The organism is Streptomyces sp. NBC_01363 (assembly GCF_026340595.1).
Lineage (GTDB): Bacteria > Actinomycetota > Actinomycetes > Streptomycetales > Streptomycetaceae > Streptomyces.
Window position 1 is genome coordinate 1,579,512 of record NZ_JAPEPF010000002.1, and the last position, 25,441, is coordinate 1,604,952.

The following is a 25,441-nucleotide window of genomic DNA, read 5'->3' on the forward strand; positions in this document are numbered from 1 at the left end:
ACGCGTACCTGTGCCTGCGCCTGTCCGTCCTTGCGCACTCGAACGCTATGACCTCGTGCGGGAGGCGGCCATCGGGGGAAAATATTTCACAGGTGTAATACCTGCTAAAGTATTTGGGTGAGCGATACAACTATCCGGTCCCGGCAGCCCTCCGTCCGCAGACTCCCGCTGGCAGCTCCGCTGCGTCTCGCCCGGCCCTCGGACATGTGGTTCAAACCGGCGCTGAGCGTGGTCGTCGCCACCGCCGTACCGGATCTGGTGCTGCTCGCCGTCGACCGGCTCGACCTCGTGATGTACACGATGGCCGGTTCGCTCTGTGCGCTGTACGGCCACAACCTGCCGTACGCCCGTCGCGCGCGGACCGTCGCCGGAGTCGTCGTCGCCATGATCATCGGCCTGGCTGCATCGCTGGTCGCGGCCTCTCTCACCGGCTCGACCGCCGTGCTGATCGCGGTGGGGGCGCTGCTCGCGGCGGGGCAGAAGACGCTCTGCGACGCCACCCGCATCGGTCCGCCCGGACCGGTGATCTTCACCTTCGTCACCTCCGCCGCGCTCTTCGCCCCGCAGCGTCTCGGCCAGGTGCCGGGTCATCTCGCGCTGACCCTGGGCGCGGGCGTGATCGCCTGGCTGGTCACGGCCGGCCCCGCGCTCCTCCGCCGGGAGGGCCCGGAGCGCCGGGCGACGGCCCGCGCCCTCGACGCGGCTGCGGCGTACCTCGCCGATCCCGGCCACCGCACCCGGCACGCCGCTGCCGCCGCCGTGCACGCGGCCTGGCAGACCCTGCTCGCCGCCGGACGCCCCACACCCGTACGCCGGGCGCTCGAACACCTCGTCGTCCACGCCGAATCCGCCCTCGCCGGAGGCACCCCCGACGCCTCCCCGGCCGTCCCCGTTCCCGACCCCGACCGGCTCCGCGCCTGGGCCCGGCAGACCCGCGCCCGCGGCCCCGTTCCCACTCCGCCGCCCGCCCCGGGCACGTCCGAGGAACTGTTCGGCATCGAGGCCGAACGGGCCGCCCGGCGCGGTGGCAGCCGCCGCGACGCCCGCCGCGCGCTGCTGCGCCGCCTCGCCCCGGGCTCCCCGCTGTTGCCCATCGGCGCCCGCGCGCTCATCGGCTGCGCCCTGGCCGGCTACGTCTCCCAGGCGGCCGGCGTCGGCCGTCCCTACTGGGCGATCGTCACCGCCGCCTCGCTGTACCAGGCAAATGTGACCTTGTCCTGGAACCGGGCCCTCCAGCGCACCCTCGGCAATCTGCTCGGCGTCCTCGTCTTCGCCGCCGTCCTCCCGGTCAGCCGCACCGGACCGCTGGCGCTCATCGGCTTCTGCCTGTTCTTCGGTTTCGCGGCGGAGGCCCTGATCACCCGCAACTACTGGCTCGGCTCCGTCGCCGTCACCCCGATGGCGCTGCTGGTCCTGGAATTCGGCGGCACCCACCCGACGGCCGGTGAACTCATCGGCGACCGGGTCCTGGACACCGTCATCGGCGCCGGGGCGGGCCTGCTCGCCGCCATGCTGGTGACCAACCGCCGGGCCGCCGGACGCCTGGAGAAGGCACTGGCCGCCACCGATCTGGCCCGCGCCCGCGCCGTGCACGCGCTGGCCGCCCCGCAGCCCGCGCCCGCCGCGCTCGACGCCGCCCGCCGCGAACTGACCGGATCGCTCGTCGAGCTGCGCGAGGCGGACGACACCGCGGCGGGCGAATGGTGGCAGCGCGCCCTGCCCCAGGAGCAGGTCCTCGCCGCCGAGCAGGCCGGACACCGTACGCTCGCCGCGACAGCAACACGGCGGGGGCCGATCGCCCGCGCCCCGGAGAACGGAGCGGTGTGACCGACGACATCGTCGCCTCGGTGGTACGGCAGTGGCAGGCCGTCAACCCGGAGCTGGACACCGGACCGATGGAACTCATCGGCCGCATCAACCGCTGCGCGGCCCTGCTCCAGCAGGCCGAGGACGCCCCGCTGCGCGCCGCCGGTCTGACCCGCGCCGAGTTCGACCTGCTCGGTGCCGTACGCCGTACCGACCGCGAACTCACCCCCGGCGAACTGGCCAGGGAGACCTTCTCGTCCGGCGCCGCGGTCACCAAGCGCCTGCGGGTCCTCCAGGAGCGCGGTCTGGTCGACCGACGCGGCGACGACCGCGACCGCCGCGTCAACCACGTCCGTCTCACCGAGCAGGGCCGCGAGCTGGTGGACATGCTGTTGCCCCGGCAGCTCGCGTACGAACGCACGGTGCTGTCCGGCCTCGACGAGCAGTCCCGTACCCGGCTCAGCGCCCAGCTCAGCGAGCTGCTGGTGCAGCTGGAGGGGCGCATCGGCGGCGCCCGGCGCTGAACCGAAGGCAGGTCCGCGGGGAGGTGCGAGGTCCGTGCCGACCGCGCCGGAAAATACCGCGCGGATGCCGGTACACCGCTGCTAACGTCCGCCGCATGAAGCGCGCTGCCATGACGACGACGCCGGAGAGTGTCCCGGCGCGCTGACAGCTGTGCAGTGAGAAGCCCCGGGGCGAGTGCCCCGGGGCTTCGCCCTGCGGTCACCCGCCCGACGACCGCGAGGAGACCGCCATGCACGACCACCGCAAGCTCGGCCGCGAGCTGGGCCTGTTCGACACCGACCCGCTGATCGGCGCGGGACTGCCCTACTGGCTGCCCGACGGCGCCGCGGTGCGCCACACCCTGGAGGAGTACATCCGCACCGCCGAACGGCGGGCCGGCTACCGGCACGTGTACTCGCCGGTGCTCGGCAAGCGGGAGCTGTACGAGATCTCCGGGCACTGGTCGCACTACAGCGACGACATGTTCCCGCCGATGGACCTGGGCGGGGAACAGGTGGTGCTGCGGCCGAGCCTGTGTCCGCACCACGCGGTCATCTACCGTTCCCGCTCGCACAGCTACCGCGAACTGCCGCTGCGCATGGCCGAGCTGGGCGGCATGTACCGATCCGAGCTCTCCGGAGTGCTCGGCGGACTGACCCGTGTGCGGTCCATCCAGCTGAACGACGCGCACATCTTCTGCACCCCGGACCAGGTGGCCGAGGAGGCGCGGGCCGCTCTGGAGCTGATCGGCGCGGCGTACCGGGCGCTGGGCATCAGTGCGGCCCGCTACCGCCTCTCCCTCCCGGGCGCGGGAGGCAAGTACGTCGACGACCCGGCGATGTGGCAGCGGTCCACCGCTCTGCTGACCGAGGTCCTCGATCGCTCGGGAGTGCCCTACGAGGCGGCCGAGGGAGAGGCCGCGTTCTACGGCCCCAAGATCGATGTTCAGGTCGCCGACGGCGCGGGCCGCGAGTCGACCCTGTCCACCGTGCAGATCGACTTCCATCAGCCGGTCCGGTTCGACCTGCACTACATCGGTGCCGACGGCGCGAAACACCGGCCGGTCATGGTTCACCGCAGCATCATCGGCAGTGTGGAGCGGGCCGTCGCCCATCTGATCGAGGCGCATGGCGGGGCCCTCCCCGCCTGGCTCGCCCCCACCCAGGTGGCGATCCTCCCGATCTCCGGCGCCGAACTGCCGGCCGCCGAGGCGCTCGCCCGGCAATGCGCCGATCTGGGACTGCGGGCCGAGATCGCCGGACCGGAGCGCGGCACCCTGGGCGCCCGCATCCGGGAAGCGCGCCTGGCGCCCTGCCAGGCGGTCATCGGGGCCAGGGAAGCGGCCGAAGGACACGTGGCCCTGCGCCTGCGCGACGGAACCCGGCTGGAGCCGCAGCCCGCGGACGAGGTTCTCGCCCGGATCGCCGCCCTGGTGGACGCGCACAGCATCGAACTCCGGGCGTAGGGACCCCGGCCGGCCCGGAAGCCGGAGCAGGCCGCCGGAGCGGACCATCGTGCTCGGGTGGTCCGCTCCGGCGCGCGCTCCTCCCCGGCTGCACGGCAGGGATCACTCAGGCCGTGCCCAACAGCGCGGCGGACACGTGGAGTTCCTCGGCGCGACGGGCGAGCGCCGCGTCGTCGCCGCGGTCGGCGGGTGCCGACGCCATCAGGGCGAGCCGGTCGCGCCAGCTCGATCCCGCCAGCGGTACGGCCACGGTGTTCATGCCCCGGACCGACTCCCCGCGGCTGAGCGCGTATCCGCGGGAGCGGATCTCCTCCAGTTCGGCGAGCAGCGCGGAGCGCGAGGAGACGGTGCTCGGCGTGGCCGCGGGCAGCTCCTCCCGCGGGTAGAGGGCGCAGACCTGTTCCGTCGTCATCCGGGAGAGCAGCATCTTCCCGCCCGACGTGGCGTGGGCGGGGTGCGTACCGCCGACCTCCGGCATCACCCGCACCGGATGCGGGGACTCGCGGCCGTCGGTGACGACGATCCGGTCGCCGATCAGCGCCGCACTCTGCACCGTCTCGCCGGTCCGTCGCAGCGCGTCCTCCAGTACCGCTCCCAGCCGTTCGCGGACGGCCGTGCCGAATCCCGCCGGGCGGCCGAGCCGGACCAGCTCCGGACCGGCCGAGTAACCGCGGCCGGAGAAGTCCCGGATCGCGAAGCCGCGTCCCTCCAGGGTGCTGAGCACCCGGTGCGCGGTGGACCGGCCCACGGAGAGCAGCCCGGCGGCCTCGGAGACGGTGAGCGTGTCATGGGTGAGGAAGAGCTGCATCAGCCGGAGCCCGGTGTCCAGCGACTCGATGGTGTAGCCCCGATCGGGCCCCATGGTGTGTCCGTGCCCCTTCGGTACCGGTGTCAGTTCGGTGACCCGGCCGTCCACCCGCCCGTGAGTCATGAATGTGCTCCTTTCGATCCGGTTCGATCACATGTACGTCTGTCCCGTGCTGCGGGACAGGACGGAGTGGCAGGCCGGGGTGAGTCGCTCAACTGCCGCCGCCACCGTACGTGCTCGGCAGGGTGGCCTGGCCGTACACCCTCGGTCGGCTCGGACACTGTCCCGTTCTCCGGTACGAACGACTCCCTTCCTCGCCGGATCGCGCCGGGTGTCACTCCTTGTGTGCGCGTGACGGCGGTGCGTGCAAAATCTCGTGAGTGTATTACCGCTGAAGCGCTCGCGCAGGGGGTTGGGTGAATATGCCGAAGCACTGATTCGATCTGACTAAGCTCACGCGCAGTGAAGTCGAGTTGATATGAATTCGAGCGCTTGTTCACGACTGTCCTGTAAGCGTGCATACGTCCAGAATCAACCGCCAGAGGTCTTAGATGGTTCGTGTTGAATCACCGCCGATCGACCGAGAAATCCCAGTCGCTCGTGCCGTGTTGCTGCCCGTGCTCCTGATGGGCGGCGCCACCGCCGCCGCGGTGGCACTGGTTTCCGAGGCCGCGCGGATACCAGTCATGTGGTGCGGCACCGTCGCCACTGTCGTGGCCGTCGCGTTGAGCGTCCAACTCGCCCGCCGGGCGCGCGATCTGCGTGCTCAGCGCGCGGTGTACGAACGGCGTTTCGCCGATCTGGAGCGGCGCATCGCCACCCACGACGACGAGACCGTGCGGATCAGCAAGGAACTCCTGCCCGCCGCCATCCACCGGCTGCGCGTGGGCAATTCGCCCGAGGAGGTGCTCCGCGACGTCGTCGACGCGGACGAGTTGTACCGCGACCTGCCGGACGCCCAACGCACCCTCGTCTACACGGTGCTGAACATCATCGACAACGAAGAGGCGATGCGCGACTCCGCGCAGCGCGCCTTCGTCAACGTCGCCCGGCGCGTCCAGGCGATCGTCCACCGCCAGGCGAGCGAACTGCGCGAGATGGAGGAGCACCACGGGCGCAACCCCGACGTCTTCGACGACCTGCTCCGCATCGACCACGGCACCGCGCTGATCGGCCGCCTCGCCGACTCCATCGCGGTACTCGGCGGCGCCCGGCCCAGCCGCCAGTGGCCCAAGCCCGTACCGCTGTTCAGCGTGTTGCGCGGCGCCATGTCGCGGATCCTGGAATACCCCCGCGTCGATCTGCACTCGATCGCCAAGGTCGCCATCATCGGCACCGCCGTCGAGCCGCTCATCCACGCCTGCGCCGAACTCCTGGACAACGCCACCCGCTACTCGCCCCCGCAGACCCGGGTGCACGTCACCGCCGTCGAGGTGCAGACCGGCATCGCCATCGAGATCGAGGACGGCGGTGTCTCGCTCAGTGAGGAGGCCCGCTCGCGGGCCGAGAACATGCTCGCCAGGGCCCAGGCCGGCTCCAACATGAACGACCTCGGCGAGTCCCCGCGGCTCGGCATGGCCGTCGTCGGCCGGCTCTCGCGGATGTACGACCTCCAGGTCTCGCTGCGGCAGTCCGCGTACGGCGGTGTCCGCGCCGTGCTCATCGTGCCCCGCGCGATGATCACCACCGGACCCGCTCCCGGTATCGCCCACGGCATCGGCGCCACGTCGAGGCCCACCAGCGACATCGACCAGGAGGCGATGAAGCACGTCGTGCCGGCCCGCCGCAAGCCCCGTACCCCCGTGGCCCAGCGACCCGCCACCGGGCCGGTCGCGCCGGTCACCCGGCCGGTCGTTCCCGCGGCCGCCATGGAGGACGACGTCCCCGTGGTGACCGAGTGGACCGCGGGCGGGCTCCCGCAACGCCGCAGTCGCGGCCGGGCACCCCTGGGCTCGCACAACCTCCCGGCCCAGCCCGTCGACCCCACCGCAGGCCAGCGCAACGGCTACACCAACGGCCACACGAACGGCCACGGCCACGGACCCGGCGGCTCCGGCGGCAAGGAGCAGCCCCCCGGGCTCTGGCTGGAGGCCTTCACCAACGCGGTCAACGGCGTGCCGCAGGACCCGAAGACCGACGAAGACTCTGACGATGCGTGGGACAAGGGAGACCTGAAGTGATCCAGCAGCGGGGAAACATGGACTGGATGCTCAAGGAACTGGCCGACGACGTACCGGACATCCACCAGATCGTGGTGCTCTCCGCCGACGGTCTGCGTATCGCCCGGCACGGCGGCGACCCCGACGTCGCCGACCGCCTCGCGGCGGCCTGTGCCGGACTGCAGAGCCTGGCCGCCGCCGTCGCCTCCGAAATCCCGTACAGCGACGGTCTCATGCGACTGGTCGTCATCGAAGTGACCGGTGGCTTCTTCTACCTGATGGCCGCCGGAACGGGCGCGTACCTCGCCGTCCTGGCCGGTGAGACGGTCGATGCGGGACTCGTCGGATCGCGGATGCGCGACATGGTCGTCAGGATCGGTGCCCACCTGACGAGTCCGCCGCGCCACGACGGGCAGGCCGGATGAACTCTCCCCGAAGAGAACGCCGAACGGCCGATCCGGCACTGAGCGACCCGGAACGGCTGTACGTGATCACCGGCGATCCCGACGGCAGCGAGCGGGCACAGCTAGATCTGGTCACGATGATCGTCGCGCAGGCACAGCCGACGCCGACGGTCCAGCCCGAGCAGGCCGTGATCCTGCGGCTCTGCCAGGCACCGTTATCCGTCGCCGAGATCTCGGCGTACCTGGGTCTGCCCTTCAGCGTGGTGACCTCGCTCCTCACCGAACTCCTCGCTGCCGGACTCATCGAATCGCGCGCACCCATCGTCCGCGCCACCCTCCCGGACAGGTCCCTTCTCGAAGCGGTGATGCATGGACTTCAGAAGCTCTGACACGATCACCGGCCCCCGGCGCGAGGACGTCCTTCCCACCACGGCGACAGCCGCGGTGAAGGTCGTGATCGTCGGCGGGTTCGGGGTCGGCAAGACGACCATGGTCGGTTCCGTCAGCGAGATCCGGCCGCTGACCACCGAGGAGACCATGACCCAGGCCGGTGTCGGCGTGGACGACAACTTCGGGGTGGAGAGCAAGACCGCCACCACCGTCGCCATGGACTTCGGCCGGATCTCCATCAGTGAGGAGCTGATCCTCTATCTGTTCGGCACCCCGGGCCAGGAACGGTTCTGGTTCCTGTGGAACGGCCTGTTCGAAGGTGCCCTCGGCGCGGTGGTCCTCATCGACACCCGGCGGCTCGAAGTCAGCTTCGACGTCATCGGGAGGCTGGAGGAGCGCGGCGTGCCGTTCGTCGTCGCCATCAACACCTTCCCCGACGCCCCGAAACATCCCGTGGAGGCGCTGCGGAGCGCCCTGGACCTTCCCGAAGAGGTCCCGATGATCGACTGCGACGCCCGACTGCGCGGTTCCAGCCGCGACGTGCTGATGACCCTGATGCGTTATCTGCACACTCTGGCCCTCCCGCTCGCCTGACCGCAGTACCAACCCCCCCGCGCGCATCCCCCATCGTCCGGTACTTGGAAGCCTGATCCCTGGAGCGATCGTGACAACCCCATTCCACTACGAGCCCGGAGCGGCCCAGGGGCCGGTTCCGCCCCCCGAGTGCCCGGCCCACGGTCTCGGCGTCGGCCCCGGCGGACTGCGCCGGTTCTACGGCCCGGAGGCCGAGCGGGACCCCCACGGGCTCTACGACAAACTGCGCGCCGAACACGGCACCGTGGCTCCCGTGCTGCTGCACGGAGACGTACCCGCCTGGCTGGTCCTCGGGCACAGCGAGAACCTGCACATGACGCGTACGCCCTCGCAGTTCTCCCGCGACTCCCGGCGGTGGCGGGCCCTGCAGGACGGCAGCGTCGCCCCGGACCACCCGCTGGCCCCGATCTTCACCTGGCAGCCCGTGTGCGTGTTCGCCGACGGCGCCACCCATGAACGCCTGCGCGGCGCGGTCACCGACAGCATGGGCCGGATCGACACCCGCGGCGTCCGCCGTCACGTCAACCGCTACAGCAACCGGCTCGTCAACGACTTCTGCCAGCAGGGCCGTGTCGACCTGGTCAGCCAGTTCGCCGAGCGGCTGCCGATGATGGTGATGTGCGCGATCATCGGCATGCCCGAGGAGTACAACGACCGGATGGTCCAGGCCGCCCGCGACATGACCCGGGGCACGGCGACCGCCGTCGCGAGCAACGCCTATGTTCTCGACGCGCTGACCCGGCTCGTCCAGCGCCGCCGGCGCGCGCCCGCGGACGACTTCGCCACCTGGCTCGTCGAGCACCCCGCAGGGCTGAACGACCAGGAGGTCAGCGAGCATCTCCGGCTGGTCCTCATCGCCTCCTACGAGGCGACCGCCAACCTGATCGCCAACGTCCTGCGCATGGTGCTCACCGACCCGCGATTCCGGGCCAGGCTCAGCGGTGGTCACATGACGGTGCCCGAGGCGGTCGAGCAGACGCTGTGGGACGAGCCGCCGTTCACCGCGGTCTTCGGCCGCTGGGCGGTCGGTGACACCGAGCTCGGCGGCAAGCAGATCAAGGCGGGCGACGCATTGATCGTCGGTATCGCGCCGGCCAACACCGACCCGGTGGTCCGGCCCGATCTGGGCGCCGACATGGCGGGCAACCGCGCCCATCTCGCGTTCAGCGGCGGCCCGCATGAATGCCCCGGGCAGGACATCGGACGAGCCGTCGCGGACGTCGGTGTCGACGCCCTGCTGATGCGGCTGCCCGACCTCGAACTCGCCGTCGAGGAGAGCGAGCTGAGCTGGATCGGGAACATCATGGGCCGGCACCTGGTCGAGCTTCCGGCGGACTTCGCCGCGCGCCCGCCGCAGGACGACAAGGAACCGCCGTCCATGGGGAGGCCCAACCCGCAGAGCCAGGACTGGGAGGTGCAGTCGACGGTCCGGCACACCGCCCCCACACCCGGTCGCGCCCCGGCCGCCGCGCCCACGGGTGCGACGGTCACGGCCACTGCCACGGCCGCGGTCACGGCCGTCGACGAATCGGGGAACACGGCCTCCGAACCGTCCGCCGTCGGCCGGATCCCGCAGCAGCGCGGCGAATCCGCACCGGTGAGGCTGTGGCGCTCCGTTTCGCGCTGGTGGAGCGGCAGCTGACCCGACATGCCCCTCGGGGCGAAGGCATGACCGGCACCCGGCCCGGCGGCCGAGGACCCTAGGGTCCTCGGCCGCCGGGCCGGGCGCCGTCCTCGGGCCCCCGTCCTCGGGTGACCGACCCGGTGGCGTCCTCGACCGCCAGGTGAGAGCTGCCGTACGGAGTCGCTCGACCCCGGTCCGGTCCGGCCCCCGTACCATGCGGAAGCGTGAAGCTGACAATTCTGGGCGGCGGCGGATTCCGGGTTCCTCTCGTGTACGGGGCGCTGCTCGCCGACCACGCCGAAGGCCGCGTATCGGCGGTCACCCTCCACGACACCGACGCGGACCGGCTCACCGCCGTGGCCCGGGTGCTCGGAGAACAGGCCGCCGGTGTCCCGGACGCGCCCACCGTCACCGCCACCACCGAACTCGACGAAGCACTGCGCGGCGCCGACTTCGTCTTCTCGGCGATCCGTGTCGGCGGCCTCGAAGGCCGGGCGGCCGACGAACGGGTGGCCCTCGACGAAGGCGTACTCGGCCAGGAGACGGTCGGCGCGGGCGGCATCGCGTACGGCCTGCGCACCGTGCCGGTGGCCGTGGACCTCGCACGGCGCATCGCGCGGCTCGCGCCCGAGGCATGGGTCATCAACTTCACCAACCCGGCCGGCCTGGTCACCGAGGCCATGTCCCGGCATCTGGGCGACCGGGTCATCGGCATCTGCGACTCCCCGGTGGGCCTCGGCCGCCGCATCGCCCGGGTACTCGGCGCCGACCCCGACCGGGCCCGGATCGACTACGTCGGGCTCAACCATCTTGGCTGGGTCCGCGGACTGCACGTCGACGGCCGGGACGAACTCCCGAGGCTGTTCGCGGACCCGGAGCTCCTCGGCTCCTTCGAGGAGGGCCGGCTCTTCGGCACCGACTGGCTGCGCTCGCTGGGCGCCGTCCCCAACGAATACCTGCACTACTACTACTTCAACCGGGAAGCGGTACGCGCCTACCAGGACGCCGAGCAGACCCGCGGCGCCTTCCTCCGCGAGCAGCAGGAAGGCTTCTACGCCCGGATGAAGGACCCGGCCACCCCCGCCCTGTCCGCCTGGGACCGTACTCGCGCCGAGCGCGAAGCCACCTACATGTCGGAGAACAGGGAGGTCGCCGGGGTCGGCGAGCGGGCCGAGAGCGATCTGGAGTCCGGCGGCTACGAGAAGGTGGCGCTCGCCCTCATGCGGGCCGTCGCCCGCAACGAACGGACCTCGCTCATCCTCAACGTCCGCAACCGCACCACGCTTTCGGTGCTCGACGCGGACGCCGTCATCGAGGCGCCGTGCCTGGTCGACGCCAACGGCGCCCATCCCGTCGCCGCCGACCCGCTTCCGTACCACGCCGTAGGGCTGGTCACCGCGGTCAAGGCCGTCGAGCGCGCGGTACTGGACGCTGCGGAGAGCGGCTCCCGCACCGCTGCCGTGAAGGCCTTCGCGCTGCACCCGCTGGTCGACTCGGTGACCGTGGCCCGGCGCCTCGTCGACGGGTACACCAAGGTCCACCCCGGCCTCGCCTACCTGAACCGGCCGTAGAGGGACCGGGGTCTTCAGCCCGTTCCGGAAGCCGTTCCGGAAGCCGTCCCGGAGGAGCGGAGTTCGCTGCTGACCAGGAGGTGGAGCTGGGCGTCCAGCCACGCCCCGGAACGGCTGGCGAGAGCCCCCTCGTTCGGCCCGGCCCCGTCGTCCAGTGTCGCGACGAAGGCGCGCAGCAGCGCCGCGGCACGCGTCAGGCCGGTGCGGGACAGCGCGGTCGCCGCTTCGTCGATCCGGGCGCGGGCGGGGACGTTCAGATGACGCAGCCCGCTGTGCGGCACCGCCGACATGGCGGATATCGCCTCGTCCAGCGCCGCTGTCAGCGGATCGGACGGCCGTCGCCCCACCGCTGCCAGCGCCGTGGAGCCGTCACCCGGGGCGAGATCGGGCACGACCGTCCCCGCCGGGGTGAGCACCCCGAGTGGATCGATCCGGACTCCGCCGCCGGACCGGTGCAGCGAACCGCTGATGTGTGTGGCGCCGCTCTCCAGCGCGTCGGCCAGGGCGTCCAGCGCACCCGGGCACTCCGGCCGGTACTCCGACGCCACCAGCGCCCGGGTCCCCGCGGCATCGCGCACAACGGCTTCCAGGCGTTGCTCGGCGGGGTCGTAACCGACGCTCTCCACCTCCGACAGCGCGACGACATGGACCGCCTCCGCCTCGACCCGCGGCCGGATCAGCCGGGGCGGCCTGCCGTCCCAGCCTGCCGTCAGGGCGGCCAGGTCCCGTACGAGCAGCGGTTCGGGAAGCTCCGTCCAGGCGCCGCCGACCGGGGTGATGGTCGTCGTACCGAGCCGGCCCCGGGCGATCGTCAGCGCGCGGCTCGGAGTGCGCCGGACGCTCTCGCTGACCAGGCTTCCACCGGCCAGCGAGCCCAGCGGGGTGGCGAGGACACGACGGGTGGACAGCTGATGGGCGGAGAGCTCCTTGCCCTCGGGGGCCGTCCAGGTCTTGCGCAGTACGAGGACGGTGCCCGCGCCGGGATGGGCGAAGTACACCTCGGAGACCAGGGACTGCGCGCTGCCGTGCACGCGGCAGCCGAGCGAGACGAGCCGGACCCGGCGCAGCGGGGTGTCCCCGGCCTCGCGGGTGCCGAGCACGCCGGGGTGCGCGGCGGCCCGCCGCCGGGCGTGCAATTCGGTGAGCAGGGCGGCGACCGACTCCGGGCGGTACTGGGCGTTGCGGTCGGCGTACGCCGTGAGCTGGTCCGTCAACTCGGCGAGCGCACCCGCGGGCCAGTGCATCGATGCGGCGGTCAGCGCGGCACCGGCACGCGCCAGGGCTCCGCCGTGCACGGCGCCGACATGGGCCACGCCCTCGGCCAGCAGTTCGTCCGCCGGCCCGACGGCCGCGTCCAGCACGGACAGGGCCGTGGCCGGTGCGGTGGCGCGGCCACCGACCTGCACGGGCACGGAACGCTCGTCGGTGCCCGCGGCGTCGGCGGCGCGGAACGCCCACACCGCGAGCGCCACCATCTCGCCGCGCAGTGCGGCGGTCGCGTCCGTCAACGCGTACGCGATCTCGTCGGGTACCGGGAAACGCACCGTGCAGGTGGGGAGCTCGACCCGGGGCTCGGGGTGATCGGGGGACGGGCGGTGCACGACGGCGGCATAGCCCCGCTCGAAGGTGCGTCGGGCCGCGGTGACCGGGCGGGTGCCGACGGCCTCGGTGAGAGCCGCGTCGTCGGCGCTGCCGGGGGACCAGGCGGCGAACGTGGCGGGGGCGCTGTCCGGATCGGCCTCGGCGGTGCGCTGATGGGCCAGCACCAGGGCGATGAGATGGCGGCACACGCCCGGTGCGGCGCAGCTGCAGCTGCCCTCGTCCAGACCGGTGCCGGGCGGCAGCGCCGTGGTGGTGCCGTCGTCGAACCGGGCGCGCACCGTGGTGTCCGGATCGGTCGTGAGAGCGGGCACCGTCCCCGCGTCCAGCTCCTTCGTGGCGCGTTTGACCAGGCCGCGGTTGGCCAGTGCCGCGAGTGTCTCCGGAGTGAGGGCGAGCAGATCGGGGCGCACGGCGGCGCCGGTTCCCGGTTCGGTCATCGGCCCAGCCTCTCGGCGACGAACTCGGCGAGACGGCCCGGTGTCATCGCCCCGACGTGCGCCCCGGCCGCGGCGAGCTTCCCGGCCGTCGGACGGTCGTAATCCGGATCGGCGTTCTCGTCGAGCGCGGCCAGTCCCAGCACGGTCGAGCCCTGCTCCGCCAGCCTCCGCACCGCCCGCACCAGCCGGTAGGGGTCACCGCCCTCGTAGAAGTCGGTGACCAGCGCGACGATCGCGCGCCGCGGGTTCTCCACGAGGCCCGCGCCGTACTCCACGGCCCGTGCGATGTCGGTGCCGCCGCCCAGCTGGACCCGCATCAGCAGCTCCACCGGATCGGTCACGTCGGAGGTCAGGTCCACCACCTGGGTGTCGAAGGCGACCAGGTGCGTCTTGAGGCCGGGCAGGCCCCACAGACACGCGGCGGTCACCGCGGAGTGGATGACCGATCCGGCCATCGAGCCCGACTGGTCGACCAGCAGGATCAGCTGCCACTGCGTCACATGGCGCCGGGTACGGGAGTGGAAGTGGGCGCGCTCGATGAGAAGGCGCCGCTCGGCCGGCTGGTAGTGGGCGAGATTGGCCTTCACCGTCTGCCGGAAGTCGAAGTCCCTCGCCAGAGCGACCCGGCTCGGCCTGCGGGAGCGGGTGCCGTGGAACGCCCGGCGGATCTCCGGCTGGAGCCTGGCCAGGAGCTGCTTCACCACCGACTCGACGATGCGCCGGGCCAGCCGCAGCACCTGCGGGTTCATCAGATGCTTGGTGCGCAGCACGGCACGCAGCAGGGTCTGGCTCGGCTCGACCCGCTCCAGCACCGCGGGGTCGGTGACGATCTCCTGGATCCCGTACTTCTCGACGGCGTCCCGCTCCAGGCGCTCGATGGTCTCCTTCGGGAAGAGCCGGTGGATGTCGTCGAGCCAGTCGATCGCGGTCACCGCGGACGGGCCGTCGCCGCCCTCCCGAGGGGCGGCACCGGAACGGCGCACCCCCCGTCGGGCGAGGTCCGGGTCGCGGCCGTAGAGCCAGTCGAGGGCGGCGTCCCGTCCGGCGTTGCCCGGCCCCAGCGGTCCGGTGTGCCGTTCGGCGGCGGAGCCGAGGACCAGCCGCCAGCGCTCCAGCCCCGCGTCGGGAGACATACCGGGACCTTCCTCGGGCACGGGTGCCCGGCCGGGTGCTTGTTCGGGCGTGGTCATGGGGTGGCTTCCAGTTCGTAGCGGGCGAGCAGTCGGGACACGGACTCCTCCAGAGCGCGGGCGCGGGCGATCAGCAGGGGGTCCGCGGTGGTCCGCAGCAGGGAACGCGACGAGCCGCGCACCCCGCGCCGTTCCAGCAGACGGCCGGCGATCCGGTCCCGTTCGCGCGGCGGGAAGAACGCGAAGGCCTGACGCAGCGCGGGCAGCCCGGACAGGAACTCGTCGTCGGGCAGCGCACGGACCAGTCCGTCCAGCACATCGATCAGCGACTCGGCCCCGCCGCCGGTCCCGTTGCCGCCGTCGTTCCCCACCGCGCCCGTCACCTCGTCGCGGGCGAGCGCGAACAGCCCGGCCAGCCAGTCGCCGAGCACATCCGTGCCGGCCCTCGCCACCGTACGCACCGCCTCGGCCGGATCCCCGGCCGTGCCCGGGACCTGCCCGAGGGCGCTGTGCAGCCCGAACGCGGCCCCGCGCAGATCGATCGGCGCCTCGGGATCGCCGGCGATCCGCCAGGCGATGGCGGCCGCGGTCTCCCGGGTGACGGAGAGCAACTCCGGTGCGTGCAGCACCGTGTCGCGCACCGCGACCACGGCCCGAAGCCGGGAGAAGTCCACGCCCGACGAGCCACGCGCACCCTCCAGGAGCCACAGCAGCCGCTCCGTCGCCCCGTCGATCACGGTGCTGAGCAGCGGACCGCGCGCCATGCCGAACACCCGGTCGTGCCGCCACAGCCCGAGAGCCGTGGCAAGTACGTCACCGAGCGGGCCGGGCATGCTCAACTCGCCCACACAGGAGGAGAGTTCGCGGAGCAACTGGTCCGAGAAGCCGTCCATCCCGCAGAGCACGGCGTCGAACAGTGCCCCCGCCAGACGATCGGCCTCCGCCGCGGCAGCCCGCGTCCGTTCGGTGAGCGCGACGGCCGCCGCCTCGGCCAGAGTCGCTCCGTACGCCCCCGCCTCCACCAGCGCGGCCTCCCGCCCCACGGCGGGCTGCGTCTCCCAGCGTTCGGTGAACACCGGGTCCACGCCGTGCGCGGGACCGGCGGTCCGTGCCCGGCCGGGAATCCCCAGCACCCGCAGCCGGTGGAGCACCCGGCTGCGTTCCAGGTCGGCGGCGTCCGTGAGATCGAGGCGGTACGTGGCCTCCGGGCCGCCGTCCAGCGCCAGCCCGGCCAACTGCGCCGCGACGTCGTGCACCAGGGGCGGCGCCGGAGTGCCGGGATGGAGCCGCCCGGTGCGGTCGCCACCACAGGCCGCGACCATCTCGACGACCGCGGGATGGGCACCCGCCGCCAGCGTGCCCCGGCCCGTCCACGGCAGCGGGCGGTCCAGGTCGTCCGTGATCAGGGCGCCCGCCAGGCCGTCCAGCACATCGATCCTGGCGGGGCGCGGATGGCCGCGCAGCGCCGTGAGCCCCTGGGCCAGACTCCGGGCGGCGATCAGATCGGCGGTGGACACCGGGAACTTCCGCGCCCGCAGCCGCTCGACGACCATCCGCAGCAAGCCGTCCGCCGCGGCCTCGGGGCCCGTCTCCCACACCTGCTGGTAGTAGCCGGGCGACGGCATCCCCGACTGGTACCCGGCGAACGCGTCCAACTGCCGGAAGGAGTACGGCACGAGGAAACTCCCGGCCAGGGCGCCGTCCGGCGGGGCGGGCACCAGAGGCCACCCGTCCGCGCCCCGCTCCCAGCCGTCGCCGTCCGCGCCGCCCCGCTCACCGGATCCGGTGAGCGCACGGAGCGCGGGCCGGTGGAAGCCACCGGTCACCACCAGAACCGGCCGGTCCCCGGCGGCGTCCACCGCCGCGCGTACCCACGCGGCCATGTACGACTCCCGCGCCCGGTCGCCCGCGTCGGCCTCCGCGTCACCGCGGACCAGCTCGAAGTAGGCATCGAGCCGCTCGGCGAGACCGTCGTCCGGCTCGACCTCGAACAGGCGGTCCCACAGGGCGTCGGAGGAGTCCACTGCGAAATGCCGGCACAGCCGCTCCGTCGCCTCCTCGTAGCGGGCCTCCGCGTCGGCATAGCGGTTGGCGCGCTCGGCGAACGCCGGATGCCAGGCCGGCAGATCGATGAAGCGGACTTCCGCCCCGGCCACCCGCCCCGCCCGCAGCGCGACCCACTCCGGTGAGTAGTCGCACAGGGGGGCCCAGGAGGTCGCGGCCCGCTGCCCGTCCCGGTAGTGGCTGAACACCGCGACCGGCAGCTCGTGCCCGAGCAGCAGTTCGTCCAGCCGTCCGTTCATCTCGGCAGGACCCTCGACCAGCACCTGGGCGGGCCGCAGCTCTTCGATGGTCCGCTCGACCAGCCGTGCGCAGGCGGGGGAGTGGTGACGCACCCCCAGGAACACCGCGGACATCAGTCGGCCAGCAGATGGCGTGCGTCGTGCAGGGCCTTCCAGTGCGGGCCGCGACGGCGCGGCACCTGCTGCTCCAGAAAGCGTCGCAACCGGGCCAGGTCCTCCGGGCTGTCCTTCGCCGCCGTACCCGCCAGACACGCCACCACATCGGCGGCACTGCCCGGCTCGCCGCGCAGGAACCAGCCGCGCACCCCCACCGCATGGGCGACGGACACGGCCTCCGCCGTACTCATCACCGCCGAGGGGCGGTCCGCTCCGGTGCCGGCCCCGCCCTTCTCACCGGCCCCCGCGCGCAGCTCCCGGAACGTACCGACCAGGACCTCCAGCACATCCCGGTCCGGCGGCGGCTCCACCCCGGAGCGCCGCAGCAGCGTCGTCACCTCGGCCTCCACCAGGGCCAGTTCGGTGTCCAGGTCGGGGATCGGGAAGACCGTCTCGAAGTTGAACCGCCGCTTGAGCGCCGCGCTCATCTCGTTGACGCCCCGGTCCCGGGTGTTGGCCGTGGCGATGACATTGAAGCCCTGCCGGGCGAAGACCATGCCGTCGGGCCCGGTCAGCTCGGGGATGGCCACCACCCGCTCGGAGAGCAGCGACAGCAGCGAGTCCTGCACCTCCAGCGGACAGCGGGTGATCTCCTCGAACCGGACGAGCCTGCCCTCCGCCATGCCGCGCAGCATCGGGGCCGGGACGAGCGACCGGGTGGAGGGCCCCTCGGCAACCAGCAGCGCGTAGTTCCAGCCGTACTTGATCTGGTCCTCGGTGGTGGCCGCACCACCCTGCACCGTGAGCGTCGAGTCCCCGCTGACCGCGGCCGCGATCAGTTCGGAGAGCAGCGACTTGGCGGTGCCCGGCTCTCCGACCAGCATCAGCCCACGGCTCGTCGCGAGCGTCACCAGAGCCCGGTCCACCAGTGAAGGGTTGCCGACGAACTTCCGGCCGATGCCCGTCTCCGCGTCACCGATGACGAACCGGCGCGCCGCACGCAGGCTCAGCTCCCAGCCGGGCGGACGCGGATCACGGTCCTCCGCCCGCAGTGCCGCCAGCTCCTCGGCGTACCGCACCTCGGCCGGGGGCCGCTGCACCGGTGCAGCGCCGTCGTCCGATGCCTCGGTACGGGTCTCGTCCCTCTTGGTCACGATGCGACGCCCTCGGTGAGTTCGGCCAGGTCGACGAGGAGCTCGGACACGGTCACCGCATCCATCCCGGCGAAGCGGAGCGAGTGGCTGCGACGCGTCCAGTGATCATCGGGCCGGTCGTCGAGCCAGACCGTTTCCAGGGTCTGCTCGGGGAACATGTCGACCACACCGACCGCGATGCCGGGGTCCAGTGCGATCACGAGATAGCAGTCGTCGCCAAGCCGCTTGGAGATCCAGCGCTCCACCCCGGCATCCTGCGGCGTCCCGCGCCGCCAGCCGCGCCGTTCCAGCCCGAGCACCTTCCCGATCGGCACCTTGAGGCCCTCGAACCGGGCCAGCCGGTATCCGGCGGACTCCTCCTCGGGCAGCGCGAGCACGGTGCGCCCGAGCTGCGGGAACGGCTGCAGGATCTCGTAGTCGGCGAACACCTCGGACCAGGCGGTCAGTTCGTCGTCGAGGTGCAGCGGGTGCGCGAGCCGCACGGTCGCGTCGTCCGGCAGGTCGAAGACATCGTCCTCGGCGTCGGCGAACGTACGGTCCTCCGCGACCCGGAACGCGGTGCGCGCCGCACCGTCCGTCTCGCTCAGCCAGACCAGCCGGCGCACCAGGTGCCAGAGCAGCGGATGACCGACGAACAGCTCCGTGAACTCCTGGGCGGTCCAGGACCGTCCGGTCACCATCGCGGCCTCCAGACGCCTCACCTGGTCCGAGGCGATCGTCCGGACGTCCTTCTTGAGCGCCATGAACCGCTTGCGTTCCGAGGGGGCGAGCTCCGCGTCGTCCCGGACGCCCGGCTTCGGGAGGTCCTTGAGGCGCTTGCCGTCACCGTCCAGCACGTACGGCCGCAGCTGCTCGTCGAAGCCGACCGTGAACGAACGGGTGCCGTAGTCGACGACGGTCGAGCCGTCCGTGTCCAGGCCGAAGTCCGGAACCAGACGGTCGGAGAGCTGCTCGCCGGTCAGCCCCAGCCCTGCGGCGACCTCGGAGATCTTCTCCTGGGCCCGCACCTTGAGCGCCTTGAACTTGACCCGCTGCGAGATGCCGTGCAGATGCAGGAGCGCCACATCGCTGCCGATGGACGCCAGCACGTCGAGTCCTTCCACGGCCCGGTGGTGTGCCCCCTCACCGGGCCAGGAACGGAGGACAGGCGTGATCCGGCGGACCGTCTCGTCGTCACCCAGCAGCGCCAGCGCGTGCAGGGCCCACGACTCCTTCGCGGGCATGTTCGCCAGCCGCCACTGCTCGAACAGGGCCCAGGCGAACTCGGCGAGCGAATCGGCAGTGGCCGTTTCGGTCAGCGAGGCGATTCCCGGATACACCTCACCGGGCTTCGACAGCGCCAGCATCATGAGGGTGTGGCGCGTCGCCGCCACCGGCAGCGCGCCGCCGGACCGGACCACGATCTGCGGCAGCACCGAGGGCTCCGCCCACCCCGGCAGTACCGGCATCTTGGCGGGCAGCGCCCGCTCCAGCGGGTCCGCGGCCAGCAACCCGTCCACCGAGGCCGCCGCCTCCGCGCCGTACGTCCGGGCGGCCTCGCGCACCACGTCGTCGCCGTGCACCGTGGCGATCAGCGTCAGCGCCTGCTCGGCGGAGCGCCGCGCGGCGCCCACCTTGCCCACGGAGTCCGGCACCAGGAGCGGCGCGGCCGCGACGCCGTGCCGGGCGAACCAGGAACGGGCGGTCGTCGCAGTGGACTTGAGCCGGACCGCCCAGTTCGCCATGGACCGGGCGACGTCCACATCGACGTACGGGAGCAGCAGTGGGGCGAGCGACCCCGGCTGCCGGGGCACGACGCGCAACAGCAACGGCAGCGCGGCCAGGCCGAAGCGTGCCGCGATCGGCTTGAGCGTGTCCTCGCCGTCCCACAGGTCGGTCGGGTCCCAGGAGGCGAGCAGCGGGGCGACCACTTCCTCGTCGCCGTGGACGAACACCCACGCAGGACGCAGCCCTTCCGAGGCCGCGCCGTGGCGCAGGACGTCGATGTGCTCGTTCAAGTCGCCGTTGTTCCGCTTGGTGGTGTACCAGGAGGAGGTGGCCGCCCAGGCCGCCTGTTCCTCGGGCAGCCACTCCAGGGAGGGCTCGGACACCGCGGTCAGCCCCGTCACGGCCTTGGCCTTGACGGTGGTGCGGGGCCGGGACCACGGCGGAGCCGTCAGCACGGCCGGCAGGGCGTCCGCCGGCGCGTCGGCGATCAGGTCCGCCGGATTGAGCAGCGGGTCGACGATCTCCACGACCTCGGGGCCGAGACCGTCGAGCACCGGCGTCAGCAGCTCACGGTGGGCACCGACATGACTCCGGAGCAGCTGCAACGACCGGGACGCCGCAGCCGAACGGCCGCCCGCCTCGGCGGCCAGCAGGCGCACCGCACGCACCGGATAGCGGCGCATCGCTTCCAGGAGCGAGGGGCGGACATGCTTGGAGTCCGCATGCGCCAGCAGGCCGAGAAAGGCCTCGTCGGTGGGCAGCTCGGCCAGGGCGTCGGCGGCGAGCTTCACGTTGTCCGAGTAGTAGTGGTTGCCGTCGAGCGTGTCGGCCAGCGACTGGGAGACGGCCGGTCCGATGCCCTCCGCCACCGTGGCGATGACCGCGACACCGAGGGTGAAATCGGGGCGGTAGGGAAGCAGCGCCAGCTGGTCGGCCGAGTACAACGAGCTGAACACCATGGCACGCAGGGTGCGGTCCTGCTCCGCGCTCACCGCGGGATCCGCGCAGAGCTCGTCCACCCAGTCGGTCTCGCTCGGCACCAGGTAGGAGACGATGATCTTGCGCAGGGTGTCGGTGCGGCACTCGGCCAGTGCCTCGACCGCGGCCCGGTAGGTCTCTTCGTCGGCCGCGGCGAGCAGCGCGCGGACCCGGTCGATCGGTGCCCGGTGATGCCAGGACCAGTACGCGTGGCGGGGGGCCGGGAGTGCCAACAGCCGGGGCGCGCCCCGCTTGAGGCCGCTCTGCTGCCAGTCGGCGTCGACCGAGAACACCTCGGTCGCGGTCCGTGCGGCGAACGGCAGGCCGTAGCGCTCGGACCAGAAGTCCGCCCACCCCGGAGCATCGACGATCGCGGTCAGCGCGGCCGCACCGACCGGTGAGGGGTCTGTGCCGAGGTGTGCGCGCAGCGACTGGGCCACCGCGGCGTCCGAACGCGGCGAGTCCGCGAACTCCTGGATCCAGGCGGCATTCTCCGCGAGCCTGGCCTCGATCGTGTCGAACGCCTCCCGCCGCACCTTGACCGGCCCGCGGCGCACTCCGCCGCGCCGAGGGTGGAGCACCCGCTTCCAGCTGGCGGGCAGGGTGAAGGTGTCCTCGTCGGGGAGAACGGGCGCGCCTTCGTCCGTAACCTCATCGGGGGCGGTCGCGGGCGCCGTCGCAGCGGGAGCAGCCGGGGCCGAAGCCGACGCGCCGACCTCTCGGTACCCCTTCTTCTCCTTCTCCGCGATCGTTCTGACGACCTGTGCAGTCGCGGCCTCGGCCGACGCGTACTCCTTGGTCTGCGTACGTCCGTCGCTTCCGCACCGCCCGTAGCGCACCGTCACCACGGCGCCCTCGGCCTCGGTCTCCCAGAACTTCGACGCAGTGCCCTCGACATATTCCCAGCGGCGCACAGCTCCGCCCCTTCCCGCCCGCAGCCCGCTCCGCCGCGGGCTTTTCGATCAGTTGTGCCACAGTAGAACGGGCCACTGACAACGCAGCGTGACCGGGGTGTCCGGCGGGTGAATCAGCAGGTCAGGGGGCGGATACGGCCCGCGCGCCGCCGGACGGCGCCCACGACGGCGTCACACCGGTGACCTGACACACCATCAGGAAGAGCGGGATCGGCGGGGTGTACGGCGTGCGGTTGTCCGGCTGGTGGATCAGCCGGGGCCGGACCGCGGGGACGAACGCCCCCTTCGCGTAGGCCGCCTGCGGGGGCCAGTCCAGATCGAGGTCGGAGCCCGAGGGCACGATCCACCACCAGCGGTCGGCGTCCGCGAAGACGCAGCCGGTGCGCGGCAGATGGGACATCAGCCGGAAGCCGTACCGGGCCGGTACCCCCACCGCGTCGCAGCCCAGGCTCGCCGACAGTGCGGGCGGCAGCGGCAACCGCACCGTGCCCGCCGTGCCGGCGGGCGGTCGGGGCTCACGGGTGCGTCGCGTGCCGAGCAGATGGGACATGGCGTTCTTCAGCATGGGTGCTCCGAGCCGTGCGGCAGTTCCGCCCAGACGATGCGGCCCGAGCCGTTGCCCGCGTCGCGGGAACCCCAGGAACTGCACATCGCGTCGACGAGCAGCAGGCCGCGTCCGTGCTCGTCGTCGGTGGTCCGCCGCAGTTGCGGCCCGCCGGGCTGGTGTCCTTGGTCCTGCACGGCTATGCGCAGCCGTCTGTCGAGGCGGCGCAGCTCGCACACGACGCGAGAGCTCATGGTGTGCACCACCGCGTTGGTGACCAGTTCCGAAACGATCAGGAGCGCCGAGTCATGGGCGTCCGCGTCGAGCTGCCACTTGTCGAGCCGGGCCCGGGTCAGTCTCCGCGCACCGGCCACGGACTCGGGGTGCGCGGGCAGGGCGAAGCAGTACCGGAGCGCCTCCGTCCCGGGACTGAGATCCATGAGCCGGGGGATGAGCGCACTGCCAGGTGCCACAACCGATTCCTCACAGTGGGGGCTGCGTCACGCTCCGCATTCCCACGTGAATGAGGGCGGGCGAGACTTCGTGAACTGGTTCACTCACCAACTCTCCCCCTGTCGTGAACACTTGGCAAGGGGCACTCTGAAATTTTCAGAGTGGCTGTGTTCTGGTCGGCCCACGCATGGCACACTGCTCGCAAACAGCGCATGGGGAGGTCTGAAGTGAGCGAACCGCGGTCCGCCCCGACCGTGGGTCAGGTCGTTCTCGGCAAGCGCCTGCAGGATCTGCGGGAGCGCGTCGGCCTGAGCCGTGACCAGGCTGCCAAGGTGCTGCGGGTCGCACCTGCGACGATACGCAGGATGGAGACCGCCGAGGTCGCTCTCAAGATCCCCTATGTGCAGATGCTGCTGAAGGCGTACGGGGTCGCCGACGACGAGACCGAAGCCTTCGTGGTGCTCGCCGAAGAGGCCAATAAACCCGGCTGGTGGCAGCGGTTCCACGACGTGCTGCCCGACTGGTTCAGCATGTACGTCAGCCTGGAGGGCGCCGCGAGCCTCCTGCGCATGTACGAGCCGCACTTCGTCCCCGGACTGCTGCAGACCGAGGACTACGCGCGCTCGGTGATGCGCACCGGAGCCGTCGGCCAGACCAGACCCGAGGACATCGAGCGCCATGTGGCGCTGCGGATGCAGCGCCAGTCCCTGCTCACCCGGCCGGACGCCCCGAAGCTGTGGGTGGTGATGGACGAGACGGTCCTGCGCCGCCCCGTCGGCAGCGTCGAAGCCATGCGGGAGCAGATCGACCAGCTGCTCGAAGCGACCGAGATGCCGCATGTGACGCTGCAGATCGCGGAATTCTCCACAGGACACCATCCGGGCACCTACGGCCCGTTCGTCCTCTTCCGTTTCGGTGTCCCCGAACTCCCCGACATGGTCTACAGCGAGTACCTGACCGGAGCCGTCTACTTCGACGCGCGCCCCGAGGTGGCCTCCTACCTCGAAGTCATGGACCGCATGGCGGCTCAGGCCGCAACTGCACAACGCACGAAGGAAATCCTCCGGGACTTCCGCAAGGAGCTGTGATGGATCCCATATACAACGGCATGCCGGCCGCCGAACTCGGCTCCGAGGGCTGGCACAAGCCGTGGAGCGGTGGGAACGGAGGCAATTGCGTCGAGGCGATGAAGCTGTCCGACGGCAGAATCGCCGTACGTCAGTCCGCCGATCCCGACGGCCCGGCCCTGATCTACACCCCCCGTGAGATCGCGGCATTCATCCAGGGGGCCAAGTCCGGTCAGGCGGACTTCCTGCTCACCTGATGTCGAGGCCCTCCCGCCGGGAGGGGCCTTCTTGCCCGAATCCGCAGCGCCGGAGCGGCCCCGGCCCCACACTCTTGTTGTTCGCCGACCTATGGACCCATGGAGCGCGCTATGACCGGGCACGAACCCCAAGGCATCGAGATCGACACCACCAAGCCCCATCCTGCCCGGATGTACGACTGGTTCCTCGGTGGCAAGGACAACTACCCGGTCGACGAAGAGATGGCCCGGCAGCTGCTCGCCCTCGACGCGCGCGGGCGGGACATGGCCCGGGTGAACCGTGCCTTCATGCACCGGGCCACCCGATGGCTGGCCGAGAACGGCATCAGTCAGTTCCTCGACATCGGCACCGGCATACCGACCGAGCCGAATCTCCACCAGATCGCCCAGCGGACCGCCCCGGACGCCCGCATCGTCTACTGCGACAACGACCCCATCGTCCTCGCACACGCCGCGGCCCTGCTGCGCTCCACCCCGCAGGGCGCCACCGAGTACATCCAGGCCGACGCCCGCAAGCCGGAAGCCATCCTCGAAGCGGCCGGCGAGATTCTCGACTTCGGCAAGCCGATCGCCCTGTCGCTGCTCGCCCTGCTGCACTTCCTGGACGACGAGGACGGCGCGGCCGAACTCGTCGACCGGCTCGTCGAGCGGCTCCCGTCCGGCAGCTACCTGGTGCTCTCGCACACCACCGGGGACTTCGACCCCGAGGGCGCGGCACAGGCCTCCGCCATGTACCGGGCCCGGGGGATGACGCTGCGCCTGCGTTCCCACGCCGAGGTCACCACGTTCTTCGACGGACTCGAACTCGTCGAGCCCGGGGTCTCGCTCGCCGCGAACTGGCACCCGGAGCTCGGCGAGGTCATCGAGGTCCCCGGCGACGAGCCGATCCCGGGCTACGCGGGCGTGGCCCGCAAGGTCTGACCGCGCCCCGCCGTCACCGGCCGGCCGGGTGATCGGCGGCAGCACCCCGGCGCCCCGGTCCGGCCGCACCGCGGGTCACAATGGACACATGTCACGACGCACCACACGACCGGGGCGGACCGCCACCGCCGGAGCACGGACCCCCGCGATCACCGCGGAATCGCCGTGCCCGTGCGGCCTGCCCGCCACCTACGCGCAGTGCTGCGGCCGCCTGCACGCCGGGACCGCCGCCGCGCCGACCTGCGAGTCGCTGATGCGCTCCCGGTACGCCGCCTTCGTCGTCCGGGACGAGGCGTACCTGCTGCGCAGCTGGCACCCCGACACCCGGCCGCCCGTCGTCGACTTCGACCCCGCGATGCGATGGGTGCGCCTGGAGGTGCTGGAGACGACGGACGGCAGCCCGTTCCACGCCACGGGCACGGTCACCTTCCGTGCGCACTACACGGACAGCGGGCGGCCTGGTTCGCTCCATGAGAAGAGCCGCTTCGTCCGTCATGAGGGCGCCTGGGTGTACTCGGCCGCGGTCTTCGTCGACTGACGCGCGGGCGCGGCG

The 25,441-nt window shown here is 72.0% G+C and carries 21 protein-coding genes; 13 read left to right on the forward strand and 8 right to left on the reverse strand.

The features are described from left to right. Positions 1-117: 117 nt before the first annotated feature. The 3 genes from OG611_RS34965 to thrS all read left to right on the forward strand — a co-directional run bounded on the left by OG611_RS34965 (position 118) and on the right by thrS (position 3,775). Positions 118-1,827 carry an FUSC family protein gene (locus OG611_RS34965; RefSeq protein ID WP_266429496.1) on the forward strand — a complete coding sequence of 570 codons (1,710 nt, stop codon included), beginning with the start codon at positions 118-120 and terminating at the stop codon, positions 1,825-1,827. After that, positions 1,824-2,330: a MarR family winged helix-turn-helix transcriptional regulator gene (locus OG611_RS34970; protein ID WP_266429499.1), complete on the forward strand. Its 507-nt coding sequence runs from the start codon at positions 1,824-1,826 to the stop codon at positions 2,328-2,330. Before OG611_RS34965 ends, OG611_RS34970 begins: the two co-directional genes overlap by 4 nt. Positions 2,331-2,479: 149 nt before the next feature. After that, complete coding sequence (gene thrS, locus OG611_RS34975; RefSeq protein ID WP_323180335.1) at positions 2,480-3,775, forward strand: threonine--tRNA ligase; 1,296 nt, start codon at positions 2,480-2,482, stop codon at positions 3,773-3,775. Between the two features lie 106 nt (positions 3,776-3,881). On the opposite strand, the gene OG611_RS34980 is transcribed toward thrS, so the two are convergent. After that, positions 3,882-4,706 (reverse strand): IclR family transcriptional regulator, encoded by an 825-nt coding sequence (locus OG611_RS34980; RefSeq protein ID WP_266429505.1) that lies wholly within the window; start codon positions 4,704-4,706, stop codon positions 3,882-3,884. A 428-nt stretch (positions 4,707-5,134) separates the two neighbouring features. Here OG611_RS34980 and OG611_RS34985 point away from each other — a divergent pair, with 428 nt between their 5' ends. From OG611_RS34985 to OG611_RS35010, 6 genes are all read left to right on the forward strand, one after another. Next, positions 5,135-6,763: a sensor histidine kinase KdpD gene (locus OG611_RS34985; RefSeq protein ID WP_266429508.1), complete on the forward strand. Its 1,629-nt coding sequence runs from the start codon at positions 5,135-5,137 to the stop codon at positions 6,761-6,763. Beyond that, on the forward strand, positions 6,760-7,167 hold the full coding sequence (locus OG611_RS34990) for a roadblock/LC7 domain-containing protein (protein ID WP_093896207.1): 408 nt from the start codon (positions 6,760-6,762) through the stop codon (positions 7,165-7,167). The genes OG611_RS34985 and OG611_RS34990 overlap by 4 nt, the downstream gene beginning before the upstream one ends. Beyond that, complete coding sequence (locus OG611_RS34995) at positions 7,164-7,535, forward strand: DUF742 domain-containing protein (RefSeq protein ID WP_189539835.1); 372 nt, start codon at positions 7,164-7,166, stop codon at positions 7,533-7,535. Before OG611_RS34990 ends, OG611_RS34995 begins: the two co-directional genes overlap by 4 nt. Further along, positions 7,516-8,130, forward strand: coding sequence for an ATP/GTP-binding protein (locus tag OG611_RS35000; protein ID WP_266429522.1), 615 nt, complete (start codon positions 7,516-7,518; stop codon positions 8,128-8,130). The genes OG611_RS34995 and OG611_RS35000 overlap by 20 nt, the downstream gene beginning before the upstream one ends. Positions 8,131-8,200: 70 nt before the next feature. Then, entirely contained in the window at positions 8,201-9,772 is a 1,572-nt protein-coding gene (locus tag OG611_RS35005) for a cytochrome P450 (RefSeq protein ID WP_266429524.1), read from the forward strand. 206 nt (positions 9,773-9,978) lie between these two features. After that, positions 9,979-11,325 carry a 6-phospho-beta-glucosidase gene (locus tag OG611_RS35010; protein ID WP_266429527.1) on the forward strand — a complete coding sequence of 449 codons (1,347 nt, stop codon included), beginning with the start codon at positions 9,979-9,981 and terminating at the stop codon, positions 11,323-11,325. A 14-nt stretch (positions 11,326-11,339) separates the two neighbouring features. Here OG611_RS35010 and OG611_RS35015 read toward each other — a convergent pair whose 3' ends face one another. From OG611_RS35015 to OG611_RS35045, 7 genes are all read right to left on the reverse strand, one after another. Then, positions 11,340-13,364 (reverse strand): hypothetical protein, encoded by a 2,025-nt coding sequence (locus OG611_RS35015; protein ID WP_266429530.1) that lies wholly within the window; start codon positions 13,362-13,364, stop codon positions 11,340-11,342. Further along, the gene (locus tag OG611_RS35020) at positions 13,361-14,497 is read right to left on the reverse strand and encodes a VWA domain-containing protein (protein ID WP_266429533.1); all 1,137 of its coding nucleotides are present in this window, start codon (positions 14,495-14,497) and stop codon (positions 13,361-13,363) included. Before OG611_RS35020 ends, OG611_RS35015 begins: the two co-directional genes overlap by 4 nt. 53 nt (positions 14,498-14,550) lie before the next feature. After that, on the reverse strand, positions 14,551-16,911 hold the full coding sequence (locus tag OG611_RS35025; RefSeq protein WP_266429534.1) for a DUF5682 family protein: 2,361 nt from the start codon (positions 16,909-16,911) through the stop codon (positions 14,551-14,553). Further along, positions 16,911-18,047 (reverse strand): AAA family ATPase, encoded by a 1,137-nt coding sequence (locus tag OG611_RS35030; protein ID WP_266429536.1) that lies wholly within the window; start codon positions 18,045-18,047, stop codon positions 16,911-16,913. The genes OG611_RS35025 and OG611_RS35030 overlap by 1 nt, the downstream gene beginning before the upstream one ends. Then, positions 18,044-21,646, reverse strand: coding sequence for a WGR and DUF4132 domain-containing protein (locus tag OG611_RS35035; RefSeq protein ID WP_266429537.1), 3,603 nt, complete (start codon positions 21,644-21,646; stop codon positions 18,044-18,046). Before OG611_RS35035 ends, OG611_RS35030 begins: the two co-directional genes overlap by 4 nt. Before the next feature lie 121 nt (positions 21,647-21,767). After that, entirely contained in the window at positions 21,768-22,211 is a 444-nt protein-coding gene (locus tag OG611_RS35040; protein WP_266429539.1) for a hypothetical protein, read from the reverse strand. Further along, positions 22,205-22,663 carry an ATP-binding protein gene (locus OG611_RS35045; protein ID WP_266429540.1) on the reverse strand — a complete coding sequence of 153 codons (459 nt, stop codon included), beginning with the start codon at positions 22,661-22,663 and terminating at the stop codon, positions 22,205-22,207. The genes OG611_RS35040 and OG611_RS35045 overlap by 7 nt, the downstream gene beginning before the upstream one ends. 207 nt (positions 22,664-22,870) lie before the next feature. On the opposite strand from OG611_RS35045, the gene OG611_RS35050 reads away from it, so the two are divergent. The 4 genes from OG611_RS35050 to OG611_RS35065 all read left to right on the forward strand — a co-directional run bounded on the left by OG611_RS35050 (position 22,871) and on the right by OG611_RS35065 (position 25,426). Beyond that, positions 22,871-23,731: a helix-turn-helix transcriptional regulator gene (locus OG611_RS35050; RefSeq protein ID WP_266429542.1), complete on the forward strand. Its 861-nt coding sequence runs from the start codon at positions 22,871-22,873 to the stop codon at positions 23,729-23,731. Further along, positions 23,731-23,967 (forward strand): DUF397 domain-containing protein, encoded by a 237-nt coding sequence (locus OG611_RS35055; RefSeq protein ID WP_072485026.1) that lies wholly within the window; start codon positions 23,731-23,733, stop codon positions 23,965-23,967. The genes OG611_RS35050 and OG611_RS35055 overlap by 1 nt, the downstream gene beginning before the upstream one ends. 111 nt (positions 23,968-24,078) lie before the next feature. Then, positions 24,079-24,888, forward strand: a complete 810-nt coding sequence (locus OG611_RS35060; protein ID WP_266429546.1) for an SAM-dependent methyltransferase — start codon at positions 24,079-24,081, stop codon at positions 24,886-24,888. A gap of 88 nt (positions 24,889-24,976) precedes the next feature. After that, positions 24,977-25,426 (forward strand): YchJ family protein, encoded by a 450-nt coding sequence (locus OG611_RS35065; RefSeq protein WP_266429547.1) that lies wholly within the window; start codon positions 24,977-24,979, stop codon positions 25,424-25,426. Positions 25,427-25,441 lie beyond the last annotated feature (15 nt).

Excerpts from the sequence above, each read along its gene's own strand:
- OG611_RS34980 (WP_266429505.1), bottom strand. The coding sequence starts at position 4,706 with ATGACTCACGGGCGGGTGGACGGCCGGGTCACCGAACTGACACCGGTA.
- OG611_RS34985 (WP_266429508.1), top strand. The coding sequence starts at position 5,135 with ATGGTTCGTGTTGAATCACCGCCGATCGACCGAGAAATCCCAGTCGCT.
- OG611_RS34995 (WP_189539835.1), top strand. The coding sequence starts at position 7,164 with ATGAACTCTCCCCGAAGAGAACGCCGAACGGCCGATCCGGCACTGAGC.
- OG611_RS35000 (WP_266429522.1), top strand. The coding sequence starts at position 7,516 with ATGGACTTCAGAAGCTCTGACACGATCACCGGCCCCCGGCGCGAGGAC.
- OG611_RS35015 (WP_266429530.1), bottom strand. The coding sequence starts at position 13,364 with ATGACCGAACCGGGAACCGGCGCCGCCGTGCGCCCCGATCTGCTCGCC.
- OG611_RS35020 (WP_266429533.1), bottom strand. The coding sequence starts at position 14,497 with ATGTCTCCCGACGCGGGGCTGGAGCGCTGGCGGCTGGTCCTCGGCTCC.
- OG611_RS35025 (WP_266429534.1), bottom strand. The coding sequence starts at position 16,911 with ATGTCCGCGGTGTTCCTGGGGGTGCGTCACCACTCCCCCGCCTGCGCA.
- OG611_RS35040 (WP_266429539.1), bottom strand. The coding sequence starts at position 22,211 with ATGCTGAAGAACGCCATGTCCCATCTGCTCGGCACGCGACGCACCCGT.
- OG611_RS35055 (WP_072485026.1), top strand. The coding sequence starts at position 23,731 with ATGGATCCCATATACAACGGCATGCCGGCCGCCGAACTCGGCTCCGAG.
- OG611_RS35060 (WP_266429546.1), top strand. The coding sequence starts at position 24,079 with ATGACCGGGCACGAACCCCAAGGCATCGAGATCGACACCACCAAGCCC.
- OG611_RS35065 (WP_266429547.1), top strand. The coding sequence starts at position 24,977 with ATGTCACGACGCACCACACGACCGGGGCGGACCGCCACCGCCGGAGCA.